The organism is Pyxidicoccus trucidator, assembly GCF_010894435.1.
GTDB lineage: Bacteria > Myxococcota > Myxococcia > Myxococcales > Myxococcaceae > Myxococcus > Myxococcus trucidator.
In genome coordinates, this window is sequence record NZ_JAAIXZ010000011.1 from 175,137 (window position 1) to 191,986 (window position 16,850).

Here is a 16,850-nt window from a genome sequence, read left to right on the forward strand (position 1 = left end):
CGTCCGGACGAGTCGGCCGTGGCCGCCGCGAGGGGCGCTACCGCCCCAGGCGCGGAAGACTCGGCGCGCGGCTGCGATGCGTCCGGGCGTACTCGATGAGGTTCTTGATGTCGTAGCAGATCTGCCGGATGTCGTGGCCCATCGTCAGCTCGATGTGGCTGTTTCCCTTCACCGGGCGCCAGAGGAGGTACTCACTCTTCGCCGCGCGATACACGCTCCGGGTCGACTCCAGCGAGGCCAGCGGGTCCAGGTCCCCGAAGATGATGGCCATGGGCACTTCGATGCGGCCGAAGCCGCGCTTGAAGTCGAAGCCCGTCCGATAGCAGACCATCTCCCCGCGGCGGATCCACCGCGCGAACTGCTCCAGCACCTTGCGGGGCTCGCGCTCGCCGCCCTCGCGCAGCAACCAGCGGACGTCGTCCGCGCTCACCCGCTCCGGGTTGACGAGCCGGTTCATGCGGGTGGTGAGCTGCTGGTACAGCGGCGAGTCCTCCGCCTTGCCAATCTGCCGCTCGACGAACTTGAGGATGAGGTCCACCGGCATGGCGGTGAAGCGCAGCGCCCGGCGCTCCCTCGGGGCCAGCTTGCGGCCCAACCCGGCGTGGAGCGTCCCCACCCCGCGCGCCAGCAGCTTGCGGCCCAGGGCCTCCGCCTGGCTGCCCACGTTGAGCCCGGCGAGCGTCAGGTCGATCATCCCTCCCAGCAGCGGCGTGCCGTGCGCCAGCAGGCGCAGCATCATGAAGCCCCGTCCCAGGTCCGCCGGGGAGCCGATGGTGATGAGCCCCTCGAAGTCGTTGTGGATGCCGGCGTAGCCGTAGCCCAGCATCCCGCCCATGGAGTGGCCGCAGTAGAAGATGCGCTCGCGGCGGGTGATGCGCTTCACGCCGGAGACGGCCGCCGGCAGGTCGTAGAGGAAGTAGCTGTCGATGTCCCAGCCGTAGTCCAGGTCCGGCGGCAGGGGGCGCTTGAAGCGCTCGGCCCGCTCCTGCTGGAAGGCGATGGAGCTCTTGCCGTGGCCGCGCAGCTCCAGGATGTGGATGTCCACCCCGAAGTAGAGCAGGTTCTTCACGAACTGGCCGCTCGTCCACGTGTGACGGTTCTGCGAGAAGCCGTGCACCAGCAGCAGCGGCTCACCGAACAGCGGCTGCGGGAAGGGCTGCTTCACCGGACGGTATCGGGTGATGACCAGCGACCAGCCGTCCGCCGTCTCCACGACGTACTTCGTCTTCGAGTAAAGCGCCCGGAAGTCGACTTCGTCGACCGTGGGAAAGTGCGGCCCTGGGCTCGCGGTGGATCTCCAGTCCGGCAGGCGCATGCCTTGAATGTACGACTGCTGATGCATTGCGCCAAGGTTTCAAACCAGGCGAGCCTTCACCATGCCTACCAGGAACAGTGAGCCTGTGCAGAGCACGACGTCGTCCGGCCCCGCGCGCCGCCGGGCAGCCGCCAGCGCCGAGTCCACGTCAGACCAGGCAGCCGCGTCCGCGCAGAGCGAGCGGGCTTCATCGAGGTAGGCGGCGGGCGCGAGCGAGCGCGGCGTGTCCAGGGGCGTCAGTTGTACGGAGGTACAGTGGGGGAACAGCGCCCGCATCATCGGTCCCCGGTCCTTGTCCGCCACCACACCGAAGACGAGGTGCACGCGGCGCCCCGGATACAGCGTGCGCAGCGACGCGAGCAGTACCTCCACACCCGCGGGGTTGTGGGCGCCGTCGAGCAGCACGGGGGGCTGCCCGCCCACCTCCTCCAGCCGCCCCGGCCAGCGCGCCGAGGCCAGCCCCGTCCGCGCGGCCTCCAGGGGAACCGGGATTCCGCGCGCGTGGAGGGCTTCCAGGCAGGCGAGCGCCACCGCCGCGTTCTGCCGCTGGTGCGGGCCACGGAGGGCCAGCGTCAGCCCGTCCAGAGACCAGGAGGGCCCTCGGTAGGACAGCGTCCCGTCCGGATGCGCCTCGCCCGCGAAGTCCCTCCCCTCCACCCACAGCGGGGCCTCCAGCTCACCGGCCTTGCGGACAATCGCCTCCAGGGCCTCCGGCTCCTGCCGCGACACGACACAGGGCACGCCGGGCTTGAGGATGCCGGCCTTCTCCCCGGCGATGGCCGCGAGCGTGTGGCCCAGGTACTCCATGTGGTCGAAGGACACGGGCGTAATCGCCGTCACCACCGGGCTCGCGGCGGTGGTGGCGTCCAGCCGCCCGCCCAGTCCCGTCTCCAGCACGGCCACGTCCACCCCCACCCGGGCGAAGTGCCAGAGGGCCACCACGGTGCCGAACTCGAAGTACGTCATCGGCTCGGAGACGGCGGACGGGTAGCGCTCCAGCACCTCGAGGATGGCGCGGCCGAAGTCCTCGTCGGAGAGGTCCACGCCGTCCACGCGGATGCGCTCGTTGACGCGCACCAGGTGCGGGGACGTGTAGAGCCCCACGCGGTGCCCGGCGGCCTGGAGCGCGGTGGCGGTGAAGGCGCAGGTGCTGCCCTTGCCGTTGGTGCCCGCCACGTGCAGCGCGGGGAAGCGCCGCTCCGGGTGGCCCAGCGCGGCCAGCGCCTCGCGCACACGCTCCAGCCCCAGCTTGATGCCCGAGGGGTTGAGCTTCGCGAGGAAGGCCAGCGCCTCCTGTGGCGTCCGGGGGGCGCTCATGCCGGTGTGGGTGCCGCGGGCTCAGCCCAGCAGGCCGAGAATCTGCCCCAGCTTCGTCCGCAGCTCCTTGCGGTGGACGATGCTGTCGATCATCCCGTGCTCCAGCAGGAACTCCGAGCGCTGGAAGCCCTCGGGCAGCTTCTGACGGATGGTCTGCTCAATCACGCGCGGGCCGGCGAAGCCGATGAGGGCCTTGGGCTCGGCGAGGATGACGTCTCCCAGCCACGAGAACGACGCGGCGACGCCGCCGGTGGTGGGGTTGAGCAGCACGGAGATGTAGGGCCGCGTGCCGGTGCGGAAGCGGGCGATGGCCGCGGACGTCTTGGCCATCTGCATGAGGGAGAAGATGCCCTCCTGCATGCGCGCGCCGCCCGAGGCGGAGAAGACGAGCGCGGAGCACTTCAGCTCATGGGCGCGCTCGAAGACGCGGGTGACCTTCTCGCCCACCACCGAGCCCATGGAGCCGCCCATGAACTCGAAGACGAAGCAGCCCACGGACACCTGGTGGCCTTCGATGCGGCCCACGCCGGAGATGAAGGCATCCGACTCGCCCAGGTTCTTTCGCGAGGACTTCAGCCGGTCCTTGTACTTCTTCGAGTCGCTGAACCCGAGCGGGTCCTGCGGCTCCAGTTCCTTGTCGAACTCCTCGAAGCTGTCGGGGTCCAACAGGGTGGCGAGCCGGGAGCGGGCGGGCCAGTAGTGGTGGTGCTCGCAGTGCGGGCACACCATCCAGTTCTTCTCCAGGTCCTGCCGGTAGATGATCTCGTCGCAGGTCTCGCACTTCGCCCACAGCCCCTCCATACGGGACGGGCGGGACTCGGTCGGCTGCTCGGCGGCGGGGGTGATGGAGATGCGGGGCTTCTTGGAGAACCAGGCCATGACACGGGCGGGGTTAATCCGACGGCTCCCAGCCGTCAACCGTTCCGTGTGGCGCGCCGCGTCTACGTCCGAAGCCTGGCTTGAGAGCCGGGCTTCGGGACTACAGCTCGAAGATGTCGTTCAGCTCGAGCACGTCCACGGGCAGGGTGGACAGCTCCTTCTTGAGCTGGGCCACGAAGGCGGGCTTGAGGTGGTAGAGCATCACCGAGGCGCCGTTGCGGCGGAACTTCTTCAGCTCCTGCTCCAGCGTGTAGGGCGTCAGGTGGCCGGAGATGTCCGCGAGCGACTGGAGCTTGTTGGGGAAGGACGTCTCCAGCAGCAGCGCCTTGAGGTTCTTCGTCTCGTTGAGCGCCTTCCAGAGCTTGTCGGTGGGCCCGGTGTCGCCGCTCATGGCGAGGGTGCTCTTCCCGTTGGAGATGATGAAGCCGCAGGACTCCACCGGGTGGCTCACCGGCACGCTGCGCACGGTGTAGGGGCCGACCTCGAAGGTGCCGCCCGCGCGGAAGGTCTTGATCTGCAGGACGGGGTTGGCGCGCGTGGGGATGCGGGTGAAGTCCGGCCAGAGCGCGTTGTTGAACATGTTCTCGCGCAGGGCGCGGGCGCACTCGCGAGAGGCGTGGATGGTGACGGGCTTGTCGCGGCGGCCGATGACCAGGTCCGCCATCAGCGGCAGGTCCTTCACGTGGTCGAAGTGGCTGTGGCCCACGAGGATGTGGTCGACGCGGCACAGCTCCTCGAGCGAGAGCGTCCCCGTCAGCGCCCCCGCGTCGAGCGCGAGCACGTCATCGACGAGGAAGCACGTGCTCTTGCAGGTGGGCAGCTCGCCGCCGTGGCAGCCGAGGACTCGCAGCTTCACGCTAGAGGTCTCCGAACTTCCACTTCATCTCCAGGTATTGGAGGTAGTCGTGGAGTCTGGCCGTGTCATACACGGTCAGTCTGTCAGGGCCGCGCTCGATGAGGCCGGCCCGCTCCAGCTTGTCCAGCATGCTTCGCACCGCGGGCTCGCCCACGCCGAGCTGTCGGGGCATCTCGCGCACGATGAAGTCGATCTCCACGCCGTCGTCCATCTGGCGGCCACGCGTCAGCGCCGACTGGAGGAGCTGGTGCACGACGCGGCTGGCGGGGTCGTGGTGGAGGAGGTTCTCAATCTGCGCGTCGGCCTCGGAGAGGCGCTCGGCGAGCTTCTTGATCATCCGGACGGCGATTTCGGCGTTGCCGCGGATCATCCCTTCGAACGTCTTGGGGTCGATGACCAGGAGCCGGGCGTCCTCGTTGACGACGGCGGACGCGTTGCGCGGCTTGTTGGAGATGATGGCCATCTCCCCGAAGAACTCGCCGGGGCCGAGGACCGCGAGGATCTTCTCCACGTCGCGCACGCGCTTGGAGATGGACACCTTCCCCGCCTGGATGACGTACATCTCCTTGCCGGTCTCTCCCTCACGGAAGAGCTCGGTTCCCTTGGGGAATTCCTTCCCGAAACGTTGAAAGAGTGTTTCCTCGGCGCCCATCCTGCGAGGAGTCAATCAGCCCCCACCCCCCCGGTCAAATATCCTTGCTGTGCGCGGCGGTGGGACAGCGCGTGCGTGCGACCTATTTGGTCGTGGCGGTGAAGACGCCGTCCCAGTCCGGGTCGGGAGGCCGCAAGCGGAAGGCGGCGATGGCCTCCTGGTAGCGGCGCGCGGGGACGTCGTCGCGCCACAGTGACAGCACACGGCCGAAGAGCGGCTCCGCGGCGTCCCAGTCGCGGGCGGTGAAGCGGGCCAGGCCCTCCTCGAAGAGGCGGATGGCCTCGGCGTCCGTGTCGGTGGGGAGGCCCAGGCCGCGCAGCTCGTGGATGGCGACGGGCTCCTGCTTGCCCTTCACGCGCACGGAGCCCAGACGGCGGGCGACGACGTGGTCCTTCACCTGGAGGTACGTGCCCTCGGAGATGAGGATGCGGGTGCCGTACTCCTTGTTGAGGCCCTCCAGGCGCGAGGCGAGGTTCACCGCGTCGCCCATGACGGTGTAGTTGAAGCGGGACTCGGTGCCCATGTGGCCCACGTTCATCGGGCCGGTGTTGATGCCCACGCCGATGTCCACCTCGGGCAGGCCGGCGGCACGCCAGCGGACCTTCAGCGCCTGGAGCGTGTCGAGGAAGTCCAGGGCCGCGCGGCAGGCGCGCAGCGCGTGGTCGGGCTGGTCCACCGGGGCGCCCCAGAAGGACATGATGGCGTCGCCGATGTACTTGTCGAGCGTGCCCCCGTGGGTGAACACCACGCCCGTCATCGGCGTGAGGTACTGGTTGATGAAGGTGACGAGCTGCTCGGGAGACAGCTGCTCCGACAGCGAGGTGAAGCCGCGGATGTCGGAGAAGAGGACGGTGAGCTCCTTGCGCTCTCCGCCCAGCTTCAGCCGCTCCGGGTGCTCCAGCACCTGCTCCATGACGCTGGCGTCCAGGTAGTGCTGGAAGGTGTGGCGCAGTCGGGACTTCTCCTGGTCCACGGTGCGGTAGCCCAGGAAGAGGAGGCCGAACGAGGACGTGAGCACCGACAGCACCGGCACCACGGTGGCCACCTGCACGCCCTGGACGAAGAGCAGTTGGTCCACCGAGAGCCACGCGGCGAGCAGCAGCGCAATGGCGCCCAGCTTCCACTTGTAGCGCACGCGCGGGAGCAGCCGGGCCAGCAGCACCGCCGCGCCCACCATGAAGAGCAGCTCCAGTCCGATGAGTCCCTCGGGCCGGGTGAGGAAGTCCTGGGCGAGGATGTTGGAGAGGAAGGCGGCGTGGGCGTAGACGCCGGGCTCGAACTCGTGGAACGGCGTGACGCGCTGGTCGTAGTTGCCCAGCAGGGTGATGCCCACCAGCACCGCCCTGCCCTTCACCTTCTGCGCCAGCTGCTCCAGGGCCTTCGCGTCGAAGGGCTCCTTCAGCACGTCCGCGATGCTCAGCCGGGCGAAGACCTCCCCAGGGCCGGGATAGTTGATGAGCGTGAAGGGCTCCGCCAGGGGGATGGGCACGAAGTACGGCGAGCCGCTGGCGGAGCGCAGGCGTGCCCCGGAGAGCTGGCCCGAGTCCGGGTCGAACACCGGCTCCACCCGGGCGTCCAGGGCCGCCGCAGCCGTCTGCACGCTCAAGGAGGGCAGGAAGCCGCCAGGCCCCTCCAGCTTCGCGAAGACGGGCAGCCGGCGGAGGACGCCGTCCGGGTCCATGGCCGCGCTGAAGTGACCGAGCCGCTGGCTGGCCCGAGCCAGCTCCGGCAGCGAGAGCTGGGCGGAGTGGTTGCGCCAGCCGGGCACGTCGGCCACGTCCACCTCGAAGAAGGCACCGGGCGCGTCCCCCGGGAAGCGGCGCAGCAGGTGTGGCTCCAGCAGCGTGGCCCACCCGGCTTCTCGGGGAGCGAACTGCTCGCGCTCCTTGTCGGTGTAGACCATGACGCCCTGGACCACGCGGGGCGAGCGGGCGAACACCTCGGCCAGGGCCTCGTCGCGGGAGGACGCGCCCCGGGTGGCCAGCTCGGCTCGATAGCCCGCGAGCGCGGGGGCCAGGTGCGGCACTTCCGCCAGGGTGCGGTCCAGGGCGTGGAGGGCCTCCGCCCACACGCGGGTGTCCTCCTCGCGGGCCTCGTCGGTGAAGATGATGTCCAGGCCCACGGCGGTGGCGCGCGCCGCCTGGAGCCGGTCCACGGCCTTCGCCACGAGGTCCCGGGGCCAGGGCCAGCGCCCGTGGGCCTGGGCGCTCTTCTCGTCCACCTCCACCACGAGCACCGCGTCGAGTACCTCGTCGGAGGGTTCGCGCGGGCCGCGCAGGAGGAACTGGAGGTCGGTGACCTTGCCCTCCAGCAGGTGGATGCCCCGGATGAGCAGCGGGGCGTCTTCTTCGCTGTCGCTGCCCGCCGCGAGCCCCACGACGGGCGTGCGCTCCACCCACACATGCAGGGCGCAGGAGGCTGCGGCGAGCACCAGGGCAAGCAGCTCGAAGCGGTGGCGTGAGAGGAAGGAGGTCATCCCGGCAACCATCGTAGCCGCAAAGAAGACACCCCCGTTTCGAGGCCCGAGACACGGGCGTCCTGGCCGGGTAGAAGGCCGCCCGTGGGAACGACCTACAAGCAGTCCGGAGTGGATATCGAGGCCGGCGACGCGTTCGTCGAGCGCATCAAGCCCCATGCCGCGCGCACCATGCGCCCCGAGGTGTTGGCCGGGGTGGGAGGCTTCGGCGGCCTGTTCGCCCTGCCGCCCGGCAAGTACAAGGAGCCGGTGTTGGTGGCCGGCACGGACGGGGTGGGCACCAAGCTGAAGGTGGCCTTCTCCGCCGGGCGCCACGGCACGGTGGGCATCGACCTGGTGGCCATGTCGGTGAACGACATCCTCACCTGCGGCGCGGAGCCCCTGTTCTTCCTCGACTACTTCGCCACCGGTCGCCTGGAGGTGGACGCGGCGGCCGAGGTGGTGAAGGGCATTGCCCAGGGCTGCGAGCAGGCCGGGTGCGCGCTGCTGGGCGGCGAGACGGCGGAGATGCCGGGCTTCTACGCGCGGGGCGAGTACGACCTGGCGGGCTTCTGCGTCGGCGTGGTGGAGCGCTCGGCCATCATCGACGGCAAGAGCGTGAAGCCGGGTGACGCGCTCATCGGCCTCCCCTCCTCCGGCCTGCACAGCAACGGCTACTCGCTGGCGCGCAAGGTGCTCCTGGACGACGTGAAGCTGCCGCTGGACGCGACGCCCGAGGGTCTGGACCGGCCGCTGGCGGACGCGCTGCTGGAGCCCACGCGCATCTACGTGAAGGACGTGCTGGCGCTGCTCCAGGCGGTGAAGGTGAAGGGCCTGGCGCACATCACCGGCAGCGGCATTCCGGGCAACCTGCCCCGGTGCCTGCCGGACGGCACGCGCGCGGTGCTGAGCGAGAAGACGTGGACGAAGCCGCCCATCTTCGACCTCATCGCGAAGCATGGGAGCGTGGCCCGGGACGAGATGTTCAGCACGTTCAACATGGGCCTGGGCCTCATCCTCGTCGTGGCGCCGGAGGACGTGGCGCAAGCGCTGAGCCTGCTCAACGGGCGCGGCGTCCAGGCGACCGAGGTGGGCCGCGTGGAGGCGGGCCAGGGCGAGGCGACGGCGGTCATCGACCCATGAGCGCGGGGCGCACGCGGCTGGGCGTCCTCGTGAGCGGCAGCGGGAGCAACCTGCAGGCGTTGCTGGACGCATGCGCGCAGGAGGGCTTCCCGGCCGAGGTGGCCTGCGTGGTGTCCAACGTCCCCACGGCCTTCGCGCTGGAGCGCGCGCGCAAGGCGGGCGTGCCCGCGGTGGTGGTGGACCACAAGACGCATGCGTCCAAGGCGGACTTCGAGAAGGCGCTGCTGGAGGCGCTGCGCGCGGCGGGCGTGGAGTGGGTGTGCCTGGCCGGGTTCATGCGCCTGCTGAGCGCGGACTTCCTGGGGCACTACACGGGGCGGGTGCTGAACATCCACCCTTCCCTGCTGCCTTCGTTCCCGGGGCTGCATGCGCAGCGGCAGGCGCTGGAGCGCGGGGTGAAGGTCGCCGGGTGCACCGTGCACTTCGTGGACGCGGGCACGGACACCGGCCCCATCATCGCGCAGGCCGCGGTGCCGGTGCTGCCGGACGATGACGAGAAGAGCCTGAGCGCGCGCATCCTCACCGAGGAGCACCGGCTCTATCCGCTGGCCGTGCGGCTGGCGGTGACGGGCAAGGTTGCGATGGGCGCGACGCGCACGCGCGTGGATGCGGAAGCGACGGTGGGCGAATTGTCCCTGCGCAGCCCGGGGGCGCCCCGGTGACGGAGCCCCTGGTGCTTCCGGACTCCCCTTCGCGCGAGGAGCGCCTCGCGGCGTTGCGCGAGGCCCGGGTGGTGCTGGTGAGCGCGTGCCTGGTGGGCGAGGCGTGCCGGTTCGACGGGCGCTCCAAGGGCTCCGGGCGGGTGATGGCGGCGCTCGAGGGCAAGGAGGTCGTGCCCGTGTGCCCGGAGGTGGGCTCGGGCCTGCCGGTACCGCGTCCTCCCGTGGAGCTGAGTGGCGGCACGGGCGTGGACGTCTGGGCGGGCCGGGCGCGGGCGCTGGAGCGCGAGGCCGGCGTGGACAGGACGGACGCCTTCCTGCGGGGCGCGCGGCTGGCGCTGGAGGCGGCTCGGACGTTCGGCGCGACGGTGGCCCTGCTCAAGGAGAAGAGCCCCTCGTGCGGAACCCAGCACGTGTACGAGGCCGGGAAGCTGCGGCCCGGTGAGGGCATCACCGCCGCGCTGCTGCGCTCGGAGGGAATCACCGTCCTCAGTGACGAGGACCTGTAGTCAGGCTCTCTGTCCGGACGTCGCGCTCGGAGGGCCCCTGGCGGGCTGCTTCCGAGCCCTCAGAAGCCGATGGCCGGCAGCGGAGGGAGGGGCCCACCCTCCAACGCCTGCTCGAGGTCCCGTGCATGCCGCCGCAGGCGCTCGAGTTGAGGAGAGTCCGCCAGGGCCTGCTCGGCCACCGCCAGGACGTGGTGCAACGTCTCGCGGGCCGCCTGCCGGTCCTCCGCGCTCCGCGCGCGCTGGCCGACCGCTCCCGCCAGCCGCAGCAGCCGGAGCACCACGGCGGGCTCACCAGCGCCGTAGCGACCAATCTGGTCCGTGGCCAGCTCCAGGTAGTCGCGCAGCGCGGGGGCACGAAGAAAGACACGCGGTCGGCCCTCCGCATCCGCGAGGACGCGGGTGCCCAGCCGCATCCGGCACAGCTCACACAGCAGGAAGGTGAGCTGGTCCAGCGACTCCACGGCCGTGTAGGGGTCGTTGATACCGGGCGAGAGCGCCTTGATGGCCACGTCCACGAGCTGCCGCACGCCCAGAGCCACGTCCGAATCCTGCTCCCGCCAGCGGTCCAGGAGGATGGCGTGCACCAGGGGCTCGGCCTGCTCGCGCGACACCGGGAGGCCGGGGTTGCCCGACTCCACGCGCCCCACCACGGCGCCCCACACCACCGGCTCGCCGATGGTGACGTCCACGTGTACCACGAGCCCGTGGGCCTCGGCCCCCCGCAGGAGCGCCGCCCCGTCCACGTCCACGACGAAGCCTTCCGCACGGGCCCGCAGCGGCAAGGAGGCACTGGAAGACGGCGGTATCGCGGGCGGCGCCACGTCCTCCTTGCGGCGCCGGTCCATCACCCGCGCGACGCTCAGCGTGTCCCGCCCCACCTGCCGCACGAGGTTTTCCAGGCGCATGAGCTGAAGGGTGTCGAGCATCTGGAACACCAGCGCCGCCTCGCAGAGCACGAGCAGCAGCATGGCCATGCTGAGGGCAGGGCGCGGCAGTCGCCCGTCTCCTGGAACGAGGCCGAACACCTGCGCGGCCACGAGGCAGAAGACACTCGTGGCGACGAAGACGGGGATGACGACGCGAATGCCCGCGCCCTGCAGGAACAGGCGCAGCAGGCGCGGCGAGTACTGCCCGGCGGCGTTCTGGACCACGAGCATGGACAGCGACAGCACGATGCTCAACGAAGAGATTGCGATGCCCAGTACCGTGGAGAGCATCGTCCGCGCCTCGACCACTGACGCCTTCCAGGCGACCCCTCGCAACGCCGAGGCGATGAACCCGGGCTGAAGCACCAGCAGCACGCCCAGCAGCGCGCCCAGCACCGCACTCAGCAGGGGCATCAGCCACACCCTGTGATGGAGCCACCAGCGAACCCGGTGGACGTCATGCGCCCGCGCGCGCCTCGGGATATCGAGCCGAGCCTCCATGCGAGCGAGTGTCCGGGAGCCCACCATGTACCTCACCTCTCGAGCGCATGAGCCTCACGGGGGGAAGCGTCCATGGCTGCCTCAAGTCTGTACCTCGTTGGCGGGACCTGCCACGGACGGCGACCGTCCAGCGGTTCGCAGCCGGAGCAGACGAGTCCGCGCGGGCCCGTATCCGCAAGGTTCAATCCCGGACGGCACCTCATGCTCAGACTCCCTTGACAGACACCCCCGCGATTGAGCCGGGTGCCAGTGCGCAAAACATCTGAACAATCTCAGACATCCCCAGACACAAAGAAGACAGGGGGCTCCTTGCCTTACAAGGAAATGACAGACATAATTGATATCTACAGCCCGGCTCAACAGGCGCGACCGCGCCTCGACAGTGGGGGCTCATGTCCGGGGGACAGCGAATGATTGATTTCAGGTACGACCTGGTGAACGACATCGTCATCGCCACGGTTCACTGGACGCTGCGCACCCGGGACGACGTGCTCGCCTGGCATGAGGAGTGGAAGCAGGGTCTCAAACACTTCACGCTGGAGCACAGGCCGGACGTCGTCATCGTGCTCGACGACTTTCAGGTCGTGGACGACGCGCTGGCCCTCTGGGGAGAGTATCGGGCCGACCTGTGCAACCACTACATGGGCATCACCTATCGCGTCCGGACCAGCACCGACGGGCGGGCCACCTTCCGCACCAGCGGCGCGCGCTACAACGCCCAGACGGCGGATGCCAACAGCGTGGAAGCGGCCATCGAGGGCATCCGCGCCATCCGCCGCCGCGCCCAGCTCTCCCAGCGCGGCATCATGGCGTCTCTGGGGTGACGACCAGCCGGAGCCCGCCGGGCTTCCAGTCATCCCCGTCCAGCGGCGCGAAGCATGCCTCCACGTCCGCGTCCGACACGTCGGACAGCGTGGCCGGACGCCAGCGCGGCTTGTTGTCCTTGTCCACCAGCACCGCGCGGATGCCCTCGCGGAAGTCCGCTCGCGCCGTCAGCGCCTGGCTCAGCCGGTACTCCACCGGCACCAGCTCGTCGTAGTCGCGCGTGCGCCCCATCCGGAGCAGGTGCAGCGACACCTTGAGACTCAGGGGGCACATGCGCAGCAGCGTGGCCCAGGTCTCCTGGGCCCACGGCGTGCCCTCCAGCTCCAGCGCCTGCTGGATGTCGTCCACCCGCTCCGCCGCGAAGCACCGGTCGATGGCCGCATGCTGCACCGCCAGCGGTGACGTCCCCGCGTCCGCATGGAAGCCCGCGAGCACGTGCTCCACCACCGCGCTCGCGGCCGAGCCGTTCCACTCCGCTCCGACGAGCGCCTCCAGCACGGCGTCCAGCCGCGCGGACTCCACGTGGTGTGTCGCGTACCCGAGCCACAGCGCGTCCGCCGCGTTGCACCGGGCCCCCGTGAGCCCCAGGTACGTGCCCGACTCGCCCGGGAAGCGCGGCAGGAACCAGCCGCCGCCCACGTCGGGGAACAGGCCAATCGCCGTCTCCGGCATCGCCAGCACCAGCTTCTCGGTGACGACGCGGTAGGGGCCGTGGATGGAAAGCCCCAGCCCGCCGCCCATGCAGATGCCGTCCACCAGCGCGATGAACGGCTTGCCGAAGTGGTGGATGCGGTGGTTCAGCGCGTACTCGGCGCGGAAGAACTCCCGCGACAGCGGCCCGTCCTCCCCGTCCGTCACCGCGCCCAGCGAGGAGGCGACCGCGCGCACGTCGCCTCCCGCGCAGAAGGCCCGGCCTCCCGCGCCCCGGATGACCACCGCCTTCACGGCAGGGTCCACGGCCCAGGCGTCGAGCGCCGGGTGCAGCGTCCGGCACATCCCCAGGTCCAGCGCGTTCAACGCCTTGGGACGGTTCAGCGTCACCACGCCCACCGCCCCCCGAGTCTCCAGGAGCACGTCATCACTCATGATCGCAGGGGATATCAGGCGGGCGGTCCCCGCGCGCGGATTTGCGTGGCCCCGGGTGTCACCGGACGCGCTATGGGAACACCATGACTTCCTCCATGGACTCCCTCCGCGCCGTCGTCTTCGACATGGACGGCACGCTCGTCGACAACATGGTCTTCCACAACCAGGCCTGGGTGGCGCTCGCCCGGAAGCTCGGACTGTCGATGACGGCCGAGGACTTCCAGAACCACCACGCCGGAAAGAAGAACGAGGAAATCCTCCCCGTGCTGCTCGGGCGCCCCCTCCTCCATGACGAGCTGAACCAGCTCGCCGAGGAGAAGGAGAACCACTACCGCACCCTCTACCGGCCCCACCTGAGGCTCCACCACGGCGCTGAGAGCTTCATCAACCGCCTGCGCGAGGCGCGCATCCCCACGGCCATCGCCACCGCGGCGCCGCAGGGCAACCGCGAGCTGGTGCTCGACGGGCTCGGCATCCGCCCGCTCTTCACCCGCGTGGTGGGGGCCGAGGAGGTGACGCGGGGCAAGCCCTGGCCCGACATCTTCCTCGCCGCGGCGAAGGCGCTGGACGTGGAGCCCTCCGCCTGTCTCGCCTTCGAGGACGCCATCCTCGGCGTCAGGTCCGCGCGGGACGCCGGCATGCCCGTGGTGGGCGTCACCACCACGACGTCCGCGGAGCAGCTCCGTGAGGCCGGGGCCCAGTGGATTGTCCCGGACTTCACCTCGCTCCCGCCGGAGCTGGAGGCCCGCCTCTTCCGCGCCCCCTGAGGGACGGAGGGCACGGGCTGGGCCCGAGCCTCAGGGGGCCGCCGTGCTCCCTGGTGGGTACCGGGCACACGCGCCCCGGGTCCAACGGCACCAGTCGGCCCCCTCCCCCGCGCGTCCATGCGCCAAAAGGGCGCCAGCGGCGGGCGCGTTGTGTAGTGTTGCGCGCCCATGGCGACGTCCTCAGCCAAACTCAAGCTTCCTTCGGGCCCGTCCCGGCACGTCTATGACGTCATCGTGCTCGGCAGTCAGCTGGGCGGTGCGCTCGCGGCCGCGATTCTCGCCAAGCGCAACCACCGCGTCCTCCTGGTCGAGCATGACGGCATGGGCCCCGGCTACGAGCACGGCGGCTACGTGCTCCCCTATGCCCCCTTCGTGGCGCCTCCGCTGAAGACCATGCCCACGGTGGAGGAGGCCCTCACGGAGCTGGGCCTCGCCGGCAGCGTGCAGCGCTCGCTGCGGCCCCACGCCCCGGAGCTGCAGCTGTTGCTGCCCCGGAACCGCCTGGACCTGCACGCCGACCCCGCCCGCCGCAAGGCCGAGGCCACGCGCGAGCTGGGCGAGGAGGGCGAGGCGCTCCTCGGGGCCCTGGCCGGCGCCTCCGCGCAGCACGAGACGACCGACGCCTTCATCAAGGCCGCCCCACCCCTGCCCCCGGACGGCTTCTTCGAGGGTTGGGGCCTGAAGAAGGTCATCAAGGCCAACCCCGGCCTGGAGGCCACGCCCCGGCTCGCCGGGGACTCCGCCGCGCTGAAGCTGGTGCGCGGCATGCTGCCCTTCGTCACCCACCTGGAGAACCCCGAGTCTCCGCTGGCCCTCACGCGGGCCCTGTCCCAGGTGCTCTCGTCCCCCTCCTGCTTCAACGGCGGGCGCGAGGGACTGCGCGAGCTGCTCACCCGGCGCGTGACGGAGCTGGGCGGAGACGTGCTCGGCCGCGACAGCCCCTCCGGCTTCATCGTCGAGGAGCTCACCTTCGACGGCAGCAAGTTCGCGGGCATGAAGCTGCTGCGCTCGGACACCGTGTACCGGGCAGCGTGCCTCGTGGCGGCCACGGATGCCGGTGCGCTGCGGCGGCTGGTGACGGACAAAAAGCACAACCGCGGCCTGCTGGAGCACCTGGACCAGTCCGCCCCGAAGTCCCTCCTCTTCACCGTGAACTGGGTGGTGCCGGAGTCGGCCCTGCCGCGCGGCCTGGGCGAGCTGGCCCTGGTGGAGACCGGGGACCAGGAGCTGGGCCCGCTGCTGGTGCAGGTCCACCTGGCGCGCTCCGCCCCGGGCCCCAGCGGCAAGGAGGGCAAGGAGGTGGAGGGCCTGCGCGTGGTGTGCGTCGGCGCCTTCGTCCCGGCCTCCTACCGCGACCTGGGCGAGGAGCACCTCCAGGGCGTGGCCAACCGCATCGACGAGCACCTGGACGCGCTGATGCCCTTCACCGCGCAGCACCGGCTGCTTCGCTCGGCGCCCTACCTGGACGCCGGAGGAGTGCGCGGCAGCCGGCTGATGCCCCATCCGCTCTATAGCTTCGAGTCGGAAGCCTTCCTGGGCGTCACGGGTTTGAGCCAGCGTACGCCCGCGAAGAACATCCTCCTCGCCGGCCGTGAAGTGCTGCCGGGACTGGGGCTGGAGGGCGAGATGATCGCCGGCATCCGGGCCGCGCGGATGGTTCAGGACATGTTGAAGAAGAAGGATCCGCTCAAGGGCTGATCCTCCGGCGGCGGTAAAGGCTGGATTTCCAGGCCGTCTTCTGGCAGGTTCCGCCGCTCTTTTAATGGCAGGCGCCCGACGCCCCAGTTTTCAAGGAGTTAGAAGTCATGGCGTGGAAGTGCGACATCTGTGGGAAGCGTCCGCTGGTGGGTAACAACGTCAGCCACGCGAACAACAAGACCAAGAAGCGGACCCTCCCGAACCTCCAGAAGGTCCGGGCGAGCGTCGAGGGCAGCACCCAGCGCGTGCTGGCGTGCACCCGCTGCATCAAGGCGGGCAAGGTGACGAAGGCCGCCTGAAGTCAGGACGCTCGAGGGTGGGCACGTCTCGCGCTTCACCGCCGGTACTGCCCCCCACCGAGCGGCTTCACCCCCGTGCGGACGACCTGGATCTGCTTTCCATCAGGTCGGTCGTCCGTCGGTTGCATGACGAAGACCTGGCTGCCGTCCGTGCGGTCCGTGCCTCGCTTCCCGCTGTCGCGGAGGCGGCCCGGGCCGTGGCGGACGCCTTGCGTTCGGGCGGTCGCCTCCTCTACGTCGGGGCTGGCACCAGCGGACGGCTCGGCGTGCTGGACGCGAGCGAGTGCCCTCCCACCTTCGGAGTCCCTCCGTCCCGGGTGCGCGCCGCCATTGCCGGTGGCCGCCCGGCGCTGACGCGCGCGGTGGAGGGCGCCGAGGACGACGTCGACGCCGGAGCCGCGGCGGTGCGCACCTTCCGGGCGGGCCCGAAGGACGTGGTGTGCGGCATCTCCGCGAGCGCCTCCACGCCGTACGTCCTGGGCGCGCTGGGCGAGGCGAAGCGGCGGGGCGCGCGCACGGTGCTGGTGTGCTGCAACCCGCCCGGCCCGAAGGTGGACGCGGACACGGTGGTGCTGGCGCGCACGGGGCCGGAGCTGGTGGCGGGCTCCACGCGCCTCAAGGCCGGCACCGCGACGAAGCTGATCCTCAACGCCGTGACGACCGCGGCCTTCGTGTCCCTGGGCAAGGTGTACCGGGGGCGCATGGTGGACGTGCGCCCGGCCAACGCGAAGCTGCGCACGCGCGCGGCGCGCATGGTGGCGGAGCTGACGGAGCTTCCCGCCAGGCAGGCCTCGAAGCTGCTGGAGGCCGCGGGCGGGGAGGTGAAGCTGGCGCTGGCCATGCACTTCACCGGGCTGGACGCGAAGGAGGCCCGGAAGCGGCTCCTGGCGAAGGGCCTGCGTGCCCTCTCGCCCACCGGCCGGAGGGGCGCGAAGCCCCGGAGCAGGCGCACGACCCGGTGAG

Annotated in this window: 16 protein-coding genes; 8 read left to right on the plus strand and 8 right to left on the minus strand. The window is 70.5% G+C overall.

Annotated elements, in window-relative coordinates; genetic code table 11:
• Nucleotides 1-37: 37 nt before the first annotated feature.
• The 6 genes from G4D85_RS28775 to G4D85_RS28800 all read right to left on the minus strand — a co-directional run bounded on the left by G4D85_RS28775 (nucleotide 38) and on the right by G4D85_RS28800 (nucleotide 7,495).
• Nucleotides 38-1,315, minus strand: a complete 1,278-nt coding sequence (locus G4D85_RS28775; protein WP_164017217.1) for an alpha/beta fold hydrolase — start codon at nucleotides 1,313-1,315, stop codon at nucleotides 38-40.
• Between the two features lie 39 nt (nucleotides 1,316-1,354).
• A complete protein-coding gene (locus G4D85_RS28780; protein ID WP_205525755.1) occupies nucleotides 1,355-2,632 on the minus strand; it encodes a bifunctional folylpolyglutamate synthase/dihydrofolate synthase in 1,278 nt (425 codons plus the stop codon).
• A 21-nt stretch (nucleotides 2,633-2,653) separates the two neighbouring features.
• Nucleotides 2,654-3,511: an acetyl-CoA carboxylase, carboxyltransferase subunit beta gene (gene accD / locus G4D85_RS28785; protein ID WP_164017218.1), complete on the minus strand. Its 858-nt coding sequence runs from the start codon at nucleotides 3,509-3,511 to the stop codon at nucleotides 2,654-2,656.
• Between the two features lie 100 nt (nucleotides 3,512-3,611).
• Nucleotides 3,612-4,367, minus strand: a complete 756-nt coding sequence (locus G4D85_RS28790; protein WP_164017219.1) for an MBL fold metallo-hydrolase — start codon at nucleotides 4,365-4,367, stop codon at nucleotides 3,612-3,614.
• Nucleotide 4,368: 1 nt separating this feature from the next.
• Nucleotides 4,369-5,019 (minus strand): cyclic nucleotide-binding domain-containing protein, encoded by a 651-nt coding sequence (locus G4D85_RS28795; RefSeq protein WP_164017220.1) that lies wholly within the window; start codon nucleotides 5,017-5,019, stop codon nucleotides 4,369-4,371.
• Nucleotides 5,020-5,101: 82 nt separating this feature from the next.
• Complete coding sequence (locus G4D85_RS28800; RefSeq protein ID WP_164017221.1) at nucleotides 5,102-7,495, minus strand: adenylate/guanylate cyclase domain-containing protein; 2,394 nt, start codon at nucleotides 7,493-7,495, stop codon at nucleotides 5,102-5,104.
• Between the two features lie 84 nt (nucleotides 7,496-7,579).
• On the opposite strand from G4D85_RS28800, the gene purM reads away from it, so the two are divergent.
• Genes purM through G4D85_RS28815 form a run of 3 tightly spaced genes read left to right on the plus strand, consistent with a single transcriptional unit; the run spans nucleotide 7,580 to nucleotide 9,785 of the window.
• Entirely contained in the window at nucleotides 7,580-8,617 is a 1,038-nt protein-coding gene (gene purM, locus G4D85_RS28805; RefSeq protein ID WP_164017222.1) for a phosphoribosylformylglycinamidine cyclo-ligase, read from the plus strand.
• Nucleotides 8,614-9,279 carry a phosphoribosylglycinamide formyltransferase gene (purN, locus tag G4D85_RS28810; RefSeq protein WP_164017223.1) on the plus strand — a complete coding sequence of 222 codons (666 nt, stop codon included), beginning with the start codon at nucleotides 8,614-8,616 and terminating at the stop codon, nucleotides 9,277-9,279. Before purM ends, purN begins: the two co-directional genes overlap by 4 nt.
• The gene (locus G4D85_RS28815) at nucleotides 9,276-9,785 is read left to right on the plus strand and encodes a 2-thiouracil desulfurase family protein (protein ID WP_240359554.1); all 510 of its coding nucleotides are present in this window, start codon (nucleotides 9,276-9,278) and stop codon (nucleotides 9,783-9,785) included. Before purN ends, G4D85_RS28815 begins: the two co-directional genes overlap by 4 nt.
• A 59-nt stretch (nucleotides 9,786-9,844) precedes the next feature.
• Here the strand turns inward: G4D85_RS28815 and G4D85_RS28820 are convergent, their stop codons facing one another.
• Complete coding sequence (locus G4D85_RS28820; protein WP_164017224.1) at nucleotides 9,845-11,239, minus strand: DUF2254 domain-containing protein; 1,395 nt, start codon at nucleotides 11,237-11,239, stop codon at nucleotides 9,845-9,847.
• A gap of 383 nt (nucleotides 11,240-11,622) precedes the next feature.
• Here G4D85_RS28820 and G4D85_RS28825 point away from each other — a divergent pair, with 383 nt between their 5' ends.
• On the plus strand, nucleotides 11,623-12,036 hold the full coding sequence (locus G4D85_RS28825) for a hypothetical protein (RefSeq protein WP_164017225.1): 414 nt from the start codon (nucleotides 11,623-11,625) through the stop codon (nucleotides 12,034-12,036).
• Here G4D85_RS28825 and G4D85_RS28830 read toward each other — a convergent pair.
• Nucleotides 12,017-13,123, minus strand: a complete 1,107-nt coding sequence (locus G4D85_RS28830; protein ID WP_164017226.1) for an enoyl-CoA hydratase/isomerase family protein — start codon at nucleotides 13,121-13,123, stop codon at nucleotides 12,017-12,019. The genes G4D85_RS28825 and G4D85_RS28830 overlap by 20 nt on opposite strands.
• 83 nt (nucleotides 13,124-13,206) lie before the next feature.
• Here G4D85_RS28830 and G4D85_RS28835 point away from each other — a divergent pair, with 83 nt between their 5' ends.
• The 4 genes from G4D85_RS28835 (at nucleotide 13,207) to murQ (ending at nucleotide 16,849) form a co-directional block, all read left to right on the plus strand.
• Nucleotides 13,207-13,890: an HAD family hydrolase gene (locus G4D85_RS28835; RefSeq protein ID WP_164017227.1), complete on the plus strand. Its 684-nt coding sequence runs from the start codon at nucleotides 13,207-13,209 to the stop codon at nucleotides 13,888-13,890.
• Nucleotides 13,891-14,058: 168 nt separating this feature from the next.
• Nucleotides 14,059-15,588: an NAD(P)-binding protein gene (locus tag G4D85_RS28840; RefSeq protein ID WP_164017228.1), complete on the plus strand. Its 1,530-nt coding sequence runs from the start codon at nucleotides 14,059-14,061 to the stop codon at nucleotides 15,586-15,588.
• A gap of 107 nt (nucleotides 15,589-15,695) precedes the next feature.
• The gene (gene rpmB / locus G4D85_RS28845; RefSeq protein WP_164017229.1) at nucleotides 15,696-15,887 is read left to right on the plus strand and encodes a 50S ribosomal protein L28; all 192 of its coding nucleotides are present in this window, start codon (nucleotides 15,696-15,698) and stop codon (nucleotides 15,885-15,887) included.
• A 17-nt stretch (nucleotides 15,888-15,904) separates the two neighbouring features.
• Nucleotides 15,905-16,849 carry an N-acetylmuramic acid 6-phosphate etherase gene (murQ, locus tag G4D85_RS28850; RefSeq protein WP_164017230.1) on the plus strand — a complete coding sequence of 315 codons (945 nt, stop codon included), beginning with the start codon at nucleotides 15,905-15,907 and terminating at the stop codon, nucleotides 16,847-16,849.
• The last annotated feature ends 1 nt before the right edge of the window (nucleotide 16,850 follow it).

Coding starts and splice junctions, on each gene's coding strand:
- G4D85_RS28840 (WP_164017228.1), top strand. CDS start 14,059: ATGGCGACGTCCTCAGCCAAACTCAAGCTTCCTTCGGGCCCGTCCCGG.
- G4D85_RS28775 (WP_164017217.1), bottom strand. CDS start 1,315: ATGCGCCTGCCGGACTGGAGATCCACCGCGAGCCCAGGGCCGCACTTT.
- G4D85_RS28835 (WP_164017227.1), top strand. CDS start 13,207: ATGACTTCCTCCATGGACTCCCTCCGCGCCGTCGTCTTCGACATGGAC.
- purN (WP_164017223.1), top strand. CDS start 8,614: ATGAGCGCGGGGCGCACGCGGCTGGGCGTCCTCGTGAGCGGCAGCGGG.
- G4D85_RS28830 (WP_164017226.1), bottom strand. CDS start 13,123: ATGAGTGATGACGTGCTCCTGGAGACTCGGGGGGCGGTGGGCGTGGTG.
- G4D85_RS28800 (WP_164017221.1), bottom strand. CDS start 7,495: ATGACCTCCTTCCTCTCACGCCACCGCTTCGAGCTGCTTGCCCTGGTG.
- rpmB (WP_164017229.1), top strand. CDS start 15,696: ATGGCGTGGAAGTGCGACATCTGTGGGAAGCGTCCGCTGGTGGGTAAC.
- G4D85_RS28780 (WP_205525755.1), bottom strand. CDS start 2,632: ATGAGCGCCCCCCGGACGCCACAGGAGGCGCTGGCCTTCCTCGCGAAG.
- G4D85_RS28825 (WP_164017225.1), top strand. CDS start 11,623: ATGATTGATTTCAGGTACGACCTGGTGAACGACATCGTCATCGCCACG.
- G4D85_RS28795 (WP_164017220.1), bottom strand. CDS start 5,019: ATGGGCGCCGAGGAAACACTCTTTCAACGTTTCGGGAAGGAATTCCCC.
- accD (WP_164017218.1), bottom strand. CDS start 3,511: ATGGCCTGGTTCTCCAAGAAGCCCCGCATCTCCATCACCCCCGCCGCC.
- G4D85_RS28820 (WP_164017224.1), bottom strand. CDS start 11,239: ATGGTGGGCTCCCGGACACTCGCTCGCATGGAGGCTCGGCTCGATATC.